General features: G+C 68.0%; 11 protein-coding genes. 2 read left to right on the top strand and 9 right to left on the bottom strand.

The genetic code is table 11. From position 1 onward, the window contains the following. From FHR21_RS06030 to FHR21_RS06005, 6 genes are all read right to left on the bottom strand, one after another. The gene (locus FHR21_RS06030; protein ID WP_184096262.1) at window positions 1-1371 is read right to left on the bottom strand and encodes an efflux transporter outer membrane subunit; all 1371 of its coding nucleotides are present in this window, start codon (window positions 1369-1371) and stop codon (window positions 1-3) included. Next, complete coding sequence (locus FHR21_RS06025) at window positions 1371-2474, bottom strand: HlyD family secretion protein (RefSeq protein ID WP_184096261.1); 1104 nt, start codon at window positions 2472-2474, stop codon at window positions 1371-1373. Before FHR21_RS06025 ends, FHR21_RS06030 begins: the two co-directional genes overlap by 1 nt. Continuing rightward, a complete protein-coding gene (locus FHR21_RS06020) occupies window positions 2471-4144 on the bottom strand; it encodes an MFS transporter (RefSeq protein WP_184096260.1) in 1674 nt (557 codons plus the stop codon). The genes FHR21_RS06025 and FHR21_RS06020 overlap by 4 nt, the downstream gene beginning before the upstream one ends. After that, the gene (locus FHR21_RS06015; RefSeq protein WP_184096259.1) at window positions 4137-4769 is read right to left on the bottom strand and encodes a TetR/AcrR family transcriptional regulator; all 633 of its coding nucleotides are present in this window, start codon (window positions 4767-4769) and stop codon (window positions 4137-4139) included. The genes FHR21_RS06020 and FHR21_RS06015 overlap by 8 nt, the downstream gene beginning before the upstream one ends. Before the next feature lie 242 nt (window positions 4770-5011). Further along, entirely contained in the window at window positions 5012-6646 is a 1635-nt protein-coding gene (locus FHR21_RS06010; RefSeq protein ID WP_184096258.1) for a sulfatase-like hydrolase/transferase, read from the bottom strand. A 19-nt stretch (window positions 6647-6665) separates the two neighbouring features. Then, entirely contained in the window at window positions 6666-7286 is a 621-nt protein-coding gene (locus FHR21_RS06005) for a hypothetical protein (protein ID WP_184096257.1), read from the bottom strand. Window positions 7287-7701: 415 nt separating this feature from the next. Between FHR21_RS06005 and FHR21_RS06000 the strand changes: the two genes are divergently transcribed. Beyond that, window positions 7702-8316 carry a TetR/AcrR family transcriptional regulator gene (locus FHR21_RS06000; RefSeq protein WP_184096256.1) on the top strand — a complete coding sequence of 205 codons (615 nt, stop codon included), beginning with the start codon at window positions 7702-7704 and terminating at the stop codon, window positions 8314-8316. On the opposite strand, the gene FHR21_RS05995 is transcribed toward FHR21_RS06000, so the two are convergent. The 3 genes from FHR21_RS05995 to FHR21_RS05985 all read right to left on the bottom strand — a co-directional run bounded on the left by FHR21_RS05995 (window position 8313) and on the right by FHR21_RS05985 (window position 11840). Then, complete coding sequence (locus tag FHR21_RS05995) at window positions 8313-10103, bottom strand: arylsulfatase (protein ID WP_184096517.1); 1791 nt, start codon at window positions 10101-10103, stop codon at window positions 8313-8315. The two genes, FHR21_RS06000 and FHR21_RS05995, sit on opposite strands and share 4 nt — an antisense overlap. 172 nt (window positions 10104-10275) lie before the next feature. After that, window positions 10276-11067, bottom strand: coding sequence for an enoyl-CoA hydratase-related protein (locus FHR21_RS05990; RefSeq protein ID WP_184096255.1), 792 nt, complete (start codon window positions 11065-11067; stop codon window positions 10276-10278). Next, on the bottom strand, window positions 11064-11840 hold the full coding sequence (locus FHR21_RS05985) for an SDR family NAD(P)-dependent oxidoreductase (protein WP_184096254.1): 777 nt from the start codon (window positions 11838-11840) through the stop codon (window positions 11064-11066). Before FHR21_RS05985 ends, FHR21_RS05990 begins: the two co-directional genes overlap by 4 nt. Before the next feature lie 433 nt (window positions 11841-12273). On the opposite strand from FHR21_RS05985, the gene FHR21_RS05980 reads away from it, so the two are divergent. After that, the gene (locus tag FHR21_RS05980; RefSeq protein WP_221235014.1) at window positions 12274-13317 is read left to right on the top strand and encodes an SGNH/GDSL hydrolase family protein; all 1044 of its coding nucleotides are present in this window, start codon (window positions 12274-12276) and stop codon (window positions 13315-13317) included. The last annotated feature ends 44 nt before the right edge of the window (window positions 13318-13361 follow it).

Below are 13361 nucleotides of genomic sequence, written 5' to 3'. Positions count from 1 at the left end.
TCAGGCCGCCGCGCCGCCGCCCAGCGCCTGATAGAGCGCGACATAGGCGGTGAGCCGGTCGGCGCGGAGCTGGATCAGCGCGAGGTCGACCGAAAGCAGCGCGCGCTGCGCGTCGATCTGTTCGAGATAGGAGGAATAGCCGGCGCGGTAGCGGTTGGTCGCGTGGCGCAGCGCGTCGGCGACCGCGCTGCGCTGCGCGAGCAGCGCCTGCTCCTGCGCGCCGAGGCGGTCGATCACCGCAAGCTGGTCCTCGACCTCGCGAAAGACGGTGAGCACCGTCTTGCGATAGGCGAAGGCGGCCTGGTCGCGCTGCGCGGTCGCGGCATCGAACTGACCCTGCAGCCGCCCGCCCTGGAACAGCGGCGCCAGGATGCTGCCGCCGATCGACCAGATGCCGACCGGGTCGGACAGCGCCGACGAGATCGCCGCCCCTGCCGACGCCGACAGCCGGACCTGCGGCAGGAATTGCGCCCGCGCCGCGCGCAGATTGGCGTCGGTCGCGGCGAGCGCATATTCGGCCTGCGCGATATCGGGACGGCGGCGGACGAGCTCCGACGGCAGGACGGCGGGAACGGCGGGCGCCGTCAGCGCGTCGAAGCCGGCGCCGCGCGCAATCGCGTGCGGCGTGTCGCCGGCGAGCAGCGACAGCGCATTTTCCTGCCGCGCGATCGCCGCCTCGATCGCGGGCACCTGCTGCTCGGTCGCATGATATTCGGCCTCGGCCTGCCGCAGTTCGAGCTGCGAGGTATAGCCCGCTTCGGCGCGGTCGCGCGCGATGCGCAGCGCCTCGCCACGCGACGCGAGCGTCTGGCGGAGCAGGTCGCGGCGCGCGTCGAGCGCGAGCAGGCCGATATAGCCGCTCGCGGTCGCCGCGCTGACCGACAGAGTGACAGTCTCGCGCGCCGCGGCGGTCGCGGCGGCATTGGCGCGCGCCGCCTCGGTCTGCGCGGCATTGCGGCCGAACAGGTCGACCTCATACGCTGCCTGGAAAGCCGGCTGCGCCACCGTGCTCGTCGTCGCGACCCCGAAGGCGTTGAGGCTGCGCTGCTCGGCCGCCGGGCCGCCGACGCTGAGCGTCGGGAGCAGCAGCGAGCGGGCGACCCTTTCCTGCGCCCGCGCCTCGGCGACGCGCGCGGCGGCGATCGCGATATCGCTGTTGTTCGCGCGCGCCTGTTTGACCAGCGCGGTCAGCGCGGGATCGGCGAAGCGGGTCCACCACTGCCGGTCCATCGCGCCGCTTTCGGGCAGCGCGGTGCGCCAGCCGGCGGGCGGCGCGACCAGGCTCGCCTCGGGCCGCGGGGCGATTGCGGGTGCGCAGGCAGCGAGCAGCAGCGGCAGGATCAGCGCGGCGAGAGAGAGTGGGCGCGCCATCAGTCGGTCCCGGTATGCACGGTCGCGACGACCGACATGCCCGGCCCCAGCCGCTCGGCGAGCGTCTGGTCGCGGTCGATGCGGATGCGCACCGCGATACGCTGCGGCACCTTGACGAAATTGCCCGATCCGGTGTCGGGTTTGATGACGCTGAACTCGCTGCCGGCCGCCGGGGCGACGCTTTCGACATGGCCGGTCAGCTTCGCACCGCCGAGCGCGTCGACGCGCAGCGTCGCCGGCTGGCCGATGCGGATGTTCGCGGTCTGCGCTTCCTTGAAATTGGCGACGACCCAATGGCGCTCGGGAACCAGATACATGAGCTGGGTGCCCGGGTTGACGAGCTGCCCGACGCGCACCGTCACCTCGCTCAGCCGGCCGTCGCGCGGCGCGCGGATGACGGTGTTCTCCAGATCGATGTCGGCAAGACCGCGCTGCGCCTTCGCATTGGCGACCCCGGCCTCCAGCCCGCCGCGCCCGACGCCGACCGAGCGGACCTGCTGCGCCGCGATCGCGCGCTGCGCCGCCGCCTGGCGGACCGCCGCCTCGGCCTGGCGCAGCGCGGCGAGGGTCTGGTCGCGCTCGCGCAGCGACACCGATCCTTCGCCGACCAGATCGTCGACGCGCCGCATGTCGGCCTGCGCGCGGGCGAGCTGCGCTTTGGCGCTCGTGACCGCGGCCTCCTGCAACTGCACCTGCGCCTCGGCCGAGCGCAGGCTCTGCGCGCTGTTGTCGAGGGTCGCTTCCTGCGCCGCGATACTCGCCAGCCCCTGCGCGACGCGCTGGCGATAGATGCGGTCGTCGATGCGGGCGAGGATCTGCCCCTTCTTCACCGTCGCGAAATCCTGCACCGGCACCTCGGTCACATAGCCGCCGACCTGCGGCGCGATGATCGTAGTCTGGCCGCGGACATAGGCATTGTCGGTAGTCTGGCTGTCGGGCCGGAAGGGCGGCAGGCCCCAGGCATAGAGGATCGCGAGCGCCCCGATCAGGATCAGCGCCCCGAAGAAGAGGATGCGCGGTCGCGAGCGCGGCGGCTTCCACCCCTCGTCGGTTTGAGCGGGGGGCGGATCGGCCGGGGCTTCGGTCTTCGATTCGTCGGTCATGGATTGGCTGCCCTCATCTTCTGAAGCGCTTCGAGTTCGGCAGCGAGCGGATTGTGCCCGCGCCGCCGGTCGTAGATCCAGCGCGCCAGCATCGCCGCGAAGGCGAGCGCGGCGAGCGCGCCGATGACAAAAAACACGTCGTTATAGGCGAGGATCGTCGCCTCGCGCGCCGCTTCGCGCACCACCTGCGCCCCGGCGCTGGCGCTGCGCAGCGCGGGATCGAGGATCGTGCCGGCCTGCGCCGCGGCGAGCCGGCCCAGCCCCTGCGCGACATCGGGGTCGGCGGCCGAGATGCTGCCGCCCAGCGTCATCAGATGCGCCTTGGCGCGCAAAGTATGAAAGGCGGAGAGCGCCGCGACACCGGCAAGGCCGCCGAGCGTCTGCGACAGGCTGAACACCCCAACGAAGCTGACCAGATAGGACGGCCCCTTCGACAGCGCGCGCAGCAGCCCCTCCATCAGCATCGGGCCCATGAAATAGACCGCGGCAAAGGCGATCATGGCCTGCGAGACATAGAGGTTCATCGGTCCGGTGCGCAGCCCCGAATGGGTATCGAGAAAGGCGCCGACCGCGATTATGCCGAGGGACACCAGCGTCGGGCGCCTGAGGTCGGTGGGATCGAGACGGACGATGGCGAGCAGCGCGCCGGCGAGCGTCGCCGCCGTCAGCACGGCATAATAGGTCACGAGCTGGTCGTTGACGAGACCGGTCGCCGCGAGAAGCCCCGTCGCACCGAAATTCTGCTCCGACGTCAGCACGCGCACCAATGCGCCGGTCAGCGCGAATTTGACGAGGTCGCGGCTGCCCATCCAGCGCGTCTGGAGCATCGGATTGGCGCGGTAATGCTCGATCAGGAAGGCCGCGCCGATCAGCACCACCGACGCCGCGAGCGCGCCGCCCAGCCATGGCGTCGACCACCATTGGATACGCCCCTGCACCAGGAAGGCGCAGAGCAGCCCGACCCCGACGGCGAGCATCGGAAAGGTCACCAGGTCGAGCTTCTCGAACGAACGGATCGTGTCGCCCGGCGGCAGGTGGAGGATGTTGACCAGTCCCACCGCGACGAGCGACAGCGCGAATTGCAGGATGAACAGATTGGCGATGTCGCCGTCGGCGAGCAGCAGCGGCGAGATCGCGCGCGCGAGCGGCACCGCAACCTGGGTCAGCCCGATCGCGAGCAGGAAGCCCGCAATGCGCTTGTCCTGCGGCAGCCCCTGCATCAGATAGAAGGCGGCGAGCGTCGACAGCCCGCTCGCCGCGATGCCCGACACGCCACGCGCGACGAGCTCCATCCGATAGCCCGCGTCGAACAATTGCAGGAAATTGGCGAGCAGCAGCGCCAGCATCACCGCGCGCACGAAGCGCTGGATCCCGAATTGCTGGCGCGACTTGTAGAGCAGGATGCTCATGCACGCGTTGGTCATGTTATAGGCGACGGTGACCCAGCCGGCATCGACCGGCGTCAGATCGAGATGCCCCTGCATCGCGGTCAAATTGGCGACCAGCAGGCCGTTCTGGAACCCGCCGACGATGGCGAGATAGAGGCCGATCAGGAAATAGAAGATCTTGCGCCGCACCGGATGGTCGGGCGACGCCGGCGAACCCGGCATGAAGGGACGCTCGTGCGGCTTGAAGACATAGCCGGTTGCGGGGGCGGCCGGATCAGCCATGGCGGAGCTGCGGCGCGACGAGCGTCGCATAAAGGGCGGCGCGGAATTCCCCGTCGTCGGCGAGCGCCGGCGCGAAGCCGGTGAGCAGCGCGCGCCGCACGACATTGACCGCGACGCCATAGGCGAAGCTGAGGAAGAACATCTCCGGAATCGGCGCCGACACCCGCCCCGCGGCTTGTGCGCGGCGGATCAGCGGCAAGAAATGGTCGAGCAGCGGCCGCGACACATGGTCGAACACCCAGCCCGCGCGCTCGGGATCGTGGCTCGCGTCGCGCAGCAGGAAACGCGGCACCGTGTCGTTGGCAAGGTAGATGTCGACGAGCGCCTCCATCGAGGCGACCAGCGGCCGGTCCTCGCGATCGGGTCGGGCGGACAGGGCCGCGCGAAGCTGCTCCATCTTCACCACCCCGACCCGCTCGACCACCGCCTTCCACAGGCCCAGCTTCGACCCGAATTTATAGGAGATCAGCGCGACGTCGACCCCGGCGTCGGCGGCGATATCGCGCAGACCGGTCGCATCGAACCCCTGGTCGGCAAAGCGCGTCAGCGCCGCGAGCCGGATGCTGCGCTCCGTGTCGCCATGATCGGCGGGCCGCCGCCCGCGTCGGGAAGATGGATGCGCCATCCGCCGCATTCCCTTGCTGCCAAGAACAATAACGCCCGGCGCACGTAACGATGCAATGCGAATAATTCAACGAGTGATGAATTCCTATTCAGCGGGTTGCGGAAAGGGTGGCCGTAGGCGCCCTCCCCGTCATTGCGAGGAGCCGTAGGCGACGAAGCAACCTCCAGCTATCGTCCGGAAAGAACGCGCGCTGGAGATTGCTTCGCTTCGCTCGCAATGACGATCTCAACCGATCTCGCCCCCTAATTCGTCCAGTAAATATAATCCTGCCCATCGCGCCACGGCGCATTCATCGGCACGTCGATACGGATCGGGCCTTCGATCAGGCCAGGCCAGATCGGTTTCGCCATGTCCCTGTTCTGCGCTTCGATCATCGCGCGGAGTTGGGCGACGCGCTGCGGTTGCTCGACCGACAGATCGTGCCGTTCGGTCGGGTCGGTCGCGAGATTGTAGAGGCGGACCTTTTCGGGACGCTTGGTCACCTGCAGTTTCCAGTCGCCGGCACGCACCGCGCGATAGTCGCCCGACCGCCAATAGAGCGCGTCGCGCGTCGCGGGCCCGGCGAGGATATTCTGGCTGTCCATGACCCGGTCGGTCGGCAGCTTCGCCCCGGCCGCCGCCGCGATCGTCGCGAAAAGATCGATGTGGCCGGTCAGGTCGCCGCGCGTCGATCCCGGCGCGATATGGCCGGGCCAGCGCATGAACAGCGGGGTGCGGATGCCGCCTTCGAAGAAAGTCGCCTTCCACCCCCGATAGGGCGCGTTGAGATCGGGCATGCCATTGTACCACGCTCCGCCATTGTCGCTGGTGAAGATGACAAGCGTATTGTCGTCGATCCCGGCGCGCTTCAGCTCGGCCATCACGTCGCCGATGCGGCGGTCGAGCTGCGCGATCATCGCGCCATAAACGCGCGTCTTCTTGTCCTTGATCTGCGGCAGCTTCGCATATTCTTCCTTCGTAGCCTGCAGCGGCGTGTGCGGCGCGTTGAAGGCGAGGTACATGAAGAAGGGCCGGTTTCGGTTGGCCTCGATCGCCTCGATCGCCTGATCGGCGAAATAGTCGGTCATATGCCCCTTGGGATGAAAGCGCTTGCTGCCGTTGAAGGTCACCGCCTGGCGCAGATTGGCCCAGATGAAGCGGTCGATCGGATCCCAGGGCAGCTTGGCGTTGACCGCGTCGGGATCGTCGTCGGTCAGATATTTGGCGCCGCCCGCCAGCACCGCGAGGCTTTCGTCGAAACCCTGAGCCTGCGGTTGCAGCCGCGGCGCCTCACCCAGATGCCATTTGCCGATGTGGATGGTGTGATAGCCGGCCGCCTTCACCGCCTCCGCAATCGTCACTTCGCCCGGCGGCACGCCCATGTCGGGATAGTCGGGGATGTCGTCGGTAATCAATTCCTTGTGAAAGATCGGCTTCAGCGGGCCGATGCCGCTGCCATGGGTCAGATTCTCGGCGAATTCGACCGGAACCGCCGTATATTCAAAGCCGAAGCGGGTCGGATAGCGCCCGGTCAGCATCGCCGCGCGCGACGGCGAGCAGGTGGCGTTGGCGGCATAGGCGGTGGTGAAATCCACCCCCTGCCGCGCCAGCGCGTCGATGTTGGGCGTCTTGACGATTCCGCCCGCGACCCCGCCGCCGTTCAGGCTGATGTCGTTCCAGCCCATGTCGTCGGCGACGATCAGGATGATGTTCGGTGGCCGCTTGGCCGCGGGCGGCGTCGCCGGCCCCTGCTGCCACGCCACGGCGCGATTGGGCTGCACCGGATCGCGCCAGTCCTGGACGATGCCCGGCAGGCGATATTTGTTCGCCTCAAACGCCTGATAGCCCCCCACCGCGGCCAGCGCGACGAGGCCGAGCGCGATCCATCTTTTCTTCATTGCCGCCGCTCTCCCTTTCCTATCCCCACGTCAATATCGCGATGTGGCCGAGCGCGGCGCATAGCGCGAGCGCCAGTCCGACGGTCGTGCGCGGCCCGGCGTGAAAGCCAAGGATGCGTTGCGCCGGAAAGCTGAAGGTCGCCTCGGTCCCGAGCAGCTTCGCCGGATGCACGGCGCGAAAGGCGGGATCACCCGCCATATGGATCAGGTCGCGACGGCTGCGGTATCGCATCGTCCCGAACAGCGTCCAGCCGGGGTCGGCGGGCATATTCCACGCGTCGATATAGCCGCCGACCTTGCGCCCGACGAACAGCGGATGCCCACCGCGGCGCATCAGGCCGCGCACGAAGACCCGCGAATAGCGCCCCAGCCATGCGGCCCCGCCCAGCGCCTCGCCGCTGTCGGGATCGGCGACGATGCCGGGGCGCGTCTTGACGAGATTGAGCATGACGAATTCGCGCCCGTCGTCGGCCTCCAGAAAGGCGCGCAGGCGCGCGGCGTCGTTGCCGGTCGCATCCATCCGCGCGCCGAGTCCCGCGAGGAAGGTCTCGATCTCATGCGGCCGCAGCGGCCGCCGCAGCCCGTCGTAGAACAGCCGGAAGCCGAGCCACAGCAGCAGCGCGGCGCTCCATATCGCCATGATCCAAAGACCTCGATCGTCCATCGCCCCACCGATTATCCGACCTCGAAAACTTATGGCACTATATGTGTCATTATATTAAGGAAGGCGCAAGCCACTTCGGCATCGGGCTTGACCCGACGCGTCAACTAGGGTCAGGGGCCCTTAATTCCGCGCTCGAGGTTTGAAGCGATTTTGCACAGGGCGAGGAGAAAAGGCGTAGGAATATGAGCATATTTCAAGGCTTTTCGACGAAGCTATGGGCAAAATCGGTCAAATCCCGCAGGGACGCCGAAATGGCTTCGATCTCGGACCCGTGCGGCCTTGCGGGTAGCGATGCTACCCGCTGCACCCGCTCAAGCCCGATATCTTCGCCATTTCGACGCCTCGAACGTGGAATTAAGGGGTCCTGACCCCGGGGTCAGCAGGGGCGGCGATGACGACGAGCACCAAATCCGTGGCGAAGACAGCGAAGCGGGTCGACGGCCGCCGCGAGCGCAGCCGGTCGAGCCGGCGGCGCATCGTCGCCGCGATGCTCGAACTGATCGAGGGCGGCGACCCGATGCCGAGCGCGGCGCGCGTCGCCGAGGAAGCGGGCGTCGGGCTGCGCACCGTCTTTCGCCATTTCGACGACATGGATTCGCTCTACAGCGAGATTTCGGCGACGATCGCAGAACGGGTGATGCCGATCGTCACCGCGCCCTATGCGGGCGCCGACTGGCGCGCGAACCTGCGCGACCTGACCCAGCGGCGCGTCCGCGTGTTCGAGGCGATGCTGCCCTTCCGCCTCGCCGCGAACATCAAACGATACCAATCGCCCTTCCTCATGGCCGAATATACGCGCGTGGTGCGCCTAGAGCGCGAACTGGTGCTGCGGCTGCTCCCCGATCCGGTGCGCGCCGACCGCACCCGCGCCGAGGCGCTGATCGCGATGCTGTCCTTCCAGACCTGGCGCGCGCTGCGCCGCGACCAGGCGTTGACGGTCGAGGATGCGGGATCGGTGCTGACCCACATGGTCGCGGCGCTGGTCGCCGCGATGCCGGAGCGTTAACCCCCCGCTAGGCTATTCCGCGCCCGGCGCCGGCGGTGCCAGACCCAGAGCAGCGCGATCAGCGCCGCCAGGATTCCGCCCAGCACCGCGCCCGCCTGAATCGCGCGCTTGCGGCCCTGATGCTCCCATGCATAGCGGTTGATCTGCTCGTCGGCGGTATAGCCCGGCGGCATGTCGAGCACGCCATTCTCCTGCGCGAAGGCGCGGTAGTCGGCCTGCATCGCGGCGAAGCGGTCGGGCATGGCCGCCGACAGGTCGCGCGTTTCGCCGGGGTCGGCGCCGATGTCGTAGAGCCGCCAGCCGCCGTCGCCGATCGGCGGCAGGTTGCGGACCAGCTTGTAACGCCCCCGGAACAGCGCGGCATTGCCCGCCAGTTCATAGCCGAGCGGCGCGTCACCGTGGACGCTGCCTTCCACCCCCTCCAGCATCGGGACGAGACTGCGGCCCGTGACCGGCTCGACCGCCTTGCCGTCCCACGTCCCACCGGGCAGCGGCACGCCGGCAAGATCGGCGAGCGTCGGCACGATATCGGTGACATGCGCGAAACCGTTGCTGATGACGCTGGCGCGTATCTTCGCATTGCCCGGCCAGGCGACGATCAGCGGCACGCGCAGCCCGCCCTCGGCGGCGCTGAACTTGTAGCCCGACAGCGGGGACGCCGCGGCGCTCGCCCAGCCGGGGCCGATCGCGCTCAGGCTGTTGCGCCGTCCGATATTGTCGAACGAGGTATCATATTCGATATTCAGGAAGATGCGGTTGCGCAGCCGGTTATAGGGATCGGTCGGCTCCGGCCCATTGTCTGAGAGAAAGACGAAGACGGTATTGTCGTACTGGCCGGTCGCCTTCAGATGCGCGACCAGCCGGCCGATCTCGCGGTCCATCGCCGTCGCCATGCCGGCATAGGCCTGCATCACCCGCGCCGCGGCCTTGCGTTCGTCGGCGCTCAGTTTCGACCAGTCAGGGGTCGTCGCCATCATCACCATCGGCGCGTTTTCCGGCATGATGCCGAGCGCCGCGGCGCGCTTCGTCCGCGCTTCGCGCAGCGCGGTCCAGCCGTCGTGATACATCGCGGCATAGCGCGCGATATCGCTGTCGGGCGCCTGCACCGGAATATGGTTGGCGAGGAAATTGATCGAGGCAAGGAAGGGTTTGCCGCTTGCCGCGCCGCCGTCGATATAGTCGATCATCTTGTCGACCACGAAGCGCGACGAATAATAATCCCTGGGTAGCGTCGCGGGCTTGCCATCCTCGGTCCAGCGCGCCGTATCGTACATGCCCTCGATCGGCCGCTGGTCGAAATTGTCGGCGCCCGCGTCGGCGAGACTGAAGGCGCGGTCGTAGCCGCGCGCGACGGGCAGCCGGGTCGCGTCGCTGCCGAGATGCCATTTTCCGGTCAGATAGGTGCGATAGCCCGCGGCGCGCAGGATGTCGCCGATGGTGACGACGCGGTGGTTGAGCACCGTGTCATAGCCCGGCTTGCCGACATGCTCGGGCGGGATCGTCTCGGGCATGTTGCCGAGACCGTTGCGGTGGTTCATCACCCCCGTCTGCAGCATCGCCCGGGTCGGCGAGCAGGACCCCGAGACGTGAAAGTTGGAAAAGCGCACCCCGGCATGCGCGAGAGCATCGATGTTCGGCGTCGCATAGCCAGCGCCGAAGGAGCCGACGTCGCTGAACCCCCAGTCGTCGGCGACGAGGATCACGATATTGGGGTGCGACGTCTTGGCCTGTACCGCAGGAGGGGGGGTCGGGTTGGGGGCCGCCGCCGGCGCCGCGGTCGGCGGCATCACGGCGAACGAAACGCATGCTGCGATGACGGCCGTTCGCTTCCATATGCCGCCCGGCGGCATCGACCCCCCAGTCGAAAAGCGTCCGGCCATCGCCCCCTCCCTGTTGCTTCTAATCTATTGGCAGACTATATGCCAATAGATTCGCAAAAGGCAATGCCGAGGTGCGGCGCTATCGCTCGCGATAGGCGGGCGTGCGTTTTTCGAGGAAGGCGGCGAGCGCCTCCCTGTGATCCTCGGTCGCCGACAGGATCACCTGCTGCCGGTCCTCGATCGCCATCGCCGCCTCGAGGCTCGGCGCGTCGATATTGAGGTTCAGCGCCTGTTTCGACAGTCGCAGCCCGTGCGGGCTGGTCGCGAGCATCTCACCCGCCAGCGCGATGCCGCGGTCGAGCAATTCGTCCTCGTCGACGATCTCGCTGACCAGCCCGGCGCTCAGCGCCCGCCCGGCGTCGATGAAGCGGCCGGTCAGGATCATCTCCGCGGCGAGGCTCGCACCGACGAGGCGCGGCAGGAAATAGCTCGACGCCATGTCGCAGCCACCGAGGCCAATGCGGATATAGGCGGCGTTGCAGCGGAAGGAAGGCGCGGCATAGCGCACGTCGGAGGCGAGCAGCAGCGACAGCCCGCCGCCCGCTGCCGCGCCGTGGCCGAGCGCGATGATCGGCTGTGGGCAGGCGCGCATCTTGCGATAGATGTTGCCGATGCTGGTCTGGGTGCGCAGCGTGCGCAGCACGGGGGTCTCGTCGGTCGCGCGATCCTCCTGGATGTCGAGCCCGGCGCAGAAGCCGCGACCGGCGCCGCGCAGGATGACGACGCGTACCTCGCGGCGCTCGGCCAGTCCGCCGAAATAGGCATTGAGTTCGTCGACCAGGTCCCCGTTCAGCGCGTTCAATCGCTCGGGCCGGTTCAGCGTCGCGATCTCAACCGCACCGCGCGCCTCGACCAGCAGCGTATCGCTCACAGCGACTGGCCGTCGTCGACGGTGATCACCGCGCCGGTGAGGCCGAGTGCGGCGTCGGAGCAGAGCATGAGCAGCGGCGCATGGAGATCGGCGGGCGGACGTAGTCGCTGGCGCGGGAAGGACGCAACGAATTTGCGACCGGCTTCGCTGGCGAACAGGTCGGCGGTCATCTCCGATTCGAAATAGCCCGGCTGGATGATGTTCACATTGATGCCGCGCCGCGCCCATTCGCGCGCCAGCGCCTTGCCCATATGCCGCACCGCCGCCTTGGTCGCGCCATAGACCGAGGTCGCGGGAAAGATCTTGTCAGCGGTGATCGAGCCGATGATGACGACACGGCCGTGCTGCTTCTCACGGCTTCCCCCCGCCTCGAGCCGCCGCGCGCCCTCGGTAACCGTCAGGAAGACGCCGCGGACATTGGCGGCGAGCAGGCTGTCGACCTCGTCGACGCTGAGGCCGAGCGCAACCTTTTCGGTCGCGACACCGGCGTTGGCGACGATCGTGTCGACGGTCCCGAACGCGGCCTCGGCGGCGTCATAGGCGGCCTTGGTAGAGGCTTCGTCGGTGACGTCGAGCGACACGGCGATCGCCTGCCCGCCCGCCGCCTCAATCGCCGCGACCTGCTCGGCGAGCCGGTCGGCGCGGCGCGCGGCGAGCACGACCCTGGCGCCCGCGGCGGCAAGCGCCTTCGCGAACCCCGCGCCGAGCCCCGACGACGCGCCCGTAACCAGCGCGACGCGCCCCGAAAGATCGAATTGCGGCTCCTTGCCCATGTCCTGCTCCAGTCCGTTGCGGCGCGGACGGTGCGCGCCGGTCGATGTCGTCCGGCCTTGTTCGGGCTCGCCCCGGCCATCGAAATCGGGATAGCCCCCTTTACGTTTACGTCAACCGGGAGAGATGGGCATTTTGCTTTCTCGCCACGGTGATGACGTAGCTTGGCCTTGGAAGGGACCATTTCCTGTATCGTCACCCCGGATCAAGTCCGGGGTGACGAAGAAGGCAAATCACGCTCCTGCTTTCACTGAGTCGCCACGCTCATCCCCGCAGGCTTGACATACCGCGAATGTTCACCTAATGTTCCCATCGTGCACACACAACCTATTCCCCCGTCGCGGCCGCCGAGCGCGGCGGGCGGGGGATAAAGGGTCCGGTTCGGGCGTCTCGCATCGCATTGCCGCTGACCCGATGGGCCTTTATCACCGGCTCATGATCCGCCCGCTGTTCATGCCGCTTCTGGCTCTGACGCTCGCCGGTGCCGCGCCGACGGAGCGGCCCGCCTTCGCGCCGCTCGCGGTGCATGTCGGCGGCCGCACCGCTGCAGCAGCGGACAGCAGCCTCGCCTTTGGCTGGCCTGGCGTCTATGTCGAAGGGCGCTTTCACGGAACCGCAGTGCGCGTCCGCTTCGCAGCGCCGACCGATCATCTTCGGCTGTCGATCGACGGGACCGAACGCGCCGTCTTCCGCGCGCCCGGTACGGTCGACACCATGCTCGCGGGTCTTGTCGACGGCGTGCACATCGTCCGGCTCGACAAGCTGACCGAAAGCCAGACCGGCGGCAGCCGCTTTCTCGGCTTCGCAGCCGCCGGCGCGCCGCTCGCACCCCCAACCCGGGCGCGGCAGATCGAGTTCATCGGCGACAGCTTCTCGGTCGGCTATGGCAATCTCTCGCCCAACCGCGAGTGCAGCGAGCGACAAGTCCACGACCTTACCGACACGACGCGCGCCTTTGGGCCGCTGACCGCTCGCGCGCTCGACGCCGATTATCGCATCCATGCCTTTTCGGGCTTCGGGATGGTCCGCAACTATAATGGCCGCGCGGCCGGCGACAGCCTGCCCGATCGTTATTCCCTCGCCCTTCCCGGCGATCCGGCGCCCGCCGCCGCCGATGCCGATTGGCATCCGGATGCGATCGTCATCAATCTGGGCACCAATGATTTCTCGACACCGGTCCAGGCGAGCGAGCCCTGGGCCGATACAGCCGCGCTCAAGACGGCCTATCGTGACCGCTACGCCGCCTTCGTCACCGAACTCGCCGCGCGGCAACCGCAGGCGCGCTTCATCCTGATGGGATCGGACCTCTTCTTTCCCGAGGTCGCAGCGGTCGCGGCAACACTACAAGCCGGACTGCCCGGCCGCGTCACGACGCTGCACTTCACGGGCCTCGATTTCGGCGGCTGCCACGCCCATCCGTCGCTCGCCGATCACCGCCGGATCGCCGACCAGCTCGTCCGCGTTATCGAAAGCCGCTGAAGCGGGGTCAGTGGCCCAAAGCTGCGCGTCTGCGGCCGTTCGAC

This window comes from Sphingopyxis panaciterrulae (genome assembly GCF_014199295.1).
Taxonomy (GTDB): Bacteria; Pseudomonadota; Alphaproteobacteria; order Sphingomonadales; family Sphingomonadaceae; genus Sphingopyxis; species Sphingopyxis panaciterrulae.
The sequence above is the reverse complement of the archived record's forward strand: the minus strand, read 5'-3'. Positions and strand labels throughout refer to the sequence as shown.

Coding starts and splice junctions, on each gene's coding strand:
- FHR21_RS06030 (WP_184096262.1), bottom strand. CDS start 1,371: ATGGCGCGCCCACTCTCTCTCGCCGCGCTGATCCTGCCGCTGCTGCTC.
- FHR21_RS06025 (WP_184096261.1), bottom strand. CDS start 2,474: ATGACCGACGAATCGAAGACCGAAGCCCCGGCCGATCCGCCCCCCGCT.
- FHR21_RS06020 (WP_184096260.1), bottom strand. CDS start 4,144: ATGGCTGATCCGGCCGCCCCCGCAACCGGCTATGTCTTCAAGCCGCAC.
- FHR21_RS06015 (WP_184096259.1), bottom strand. CDS start 4,769: ATGGCGCATCCATCTTCCCGACGCGGGCGGCGGCCCGCCGATCATGGC.
- FHR21_RS06010 (WP_184096258.1), bottom strand. CDS start 6,646: ATGAAGAAAAGATGGATCGCGCTCGGCCTCGTCGCGCTGGCCGCGGTG.
- FHR21_RS06005 (WP_184096257.1), bottom strand. CDS start 7,286: ATGGCGATATGGAGCGCCGCGCTGCTGCTGTGGCTCGGCTTCCGGCTG.
- FHR21_RS06000 (WP_184096256.1), top strand. CDS start 7,702: ATGACGACGAGCACCAAATCCGTGGCGAAGACAGCGAAGCGGGTCGAC.
- FHR21_RS05995 (WP_184096517.1), bottom strand. CDS start 10,103: ATGCCGCCGACCGCGGCGCCGGCGGCGGCCCCCAACCCGACCCCCCCT.
- FHR21_RS05985 (WP_184096254.1), bottom strand. CDS start 11,840: ATGGGCAAGGAGCCGCAATTCGATCTTTCGGGGCGCGTCGCGCTGGTT.
- FHR21_RS05980 (WP_221235014.1), top strand. CDS start 12,274: ATGATCCGCCCGCTGTTCATGCCGCTTCTGGCTCTGACGCTCGCCGGT.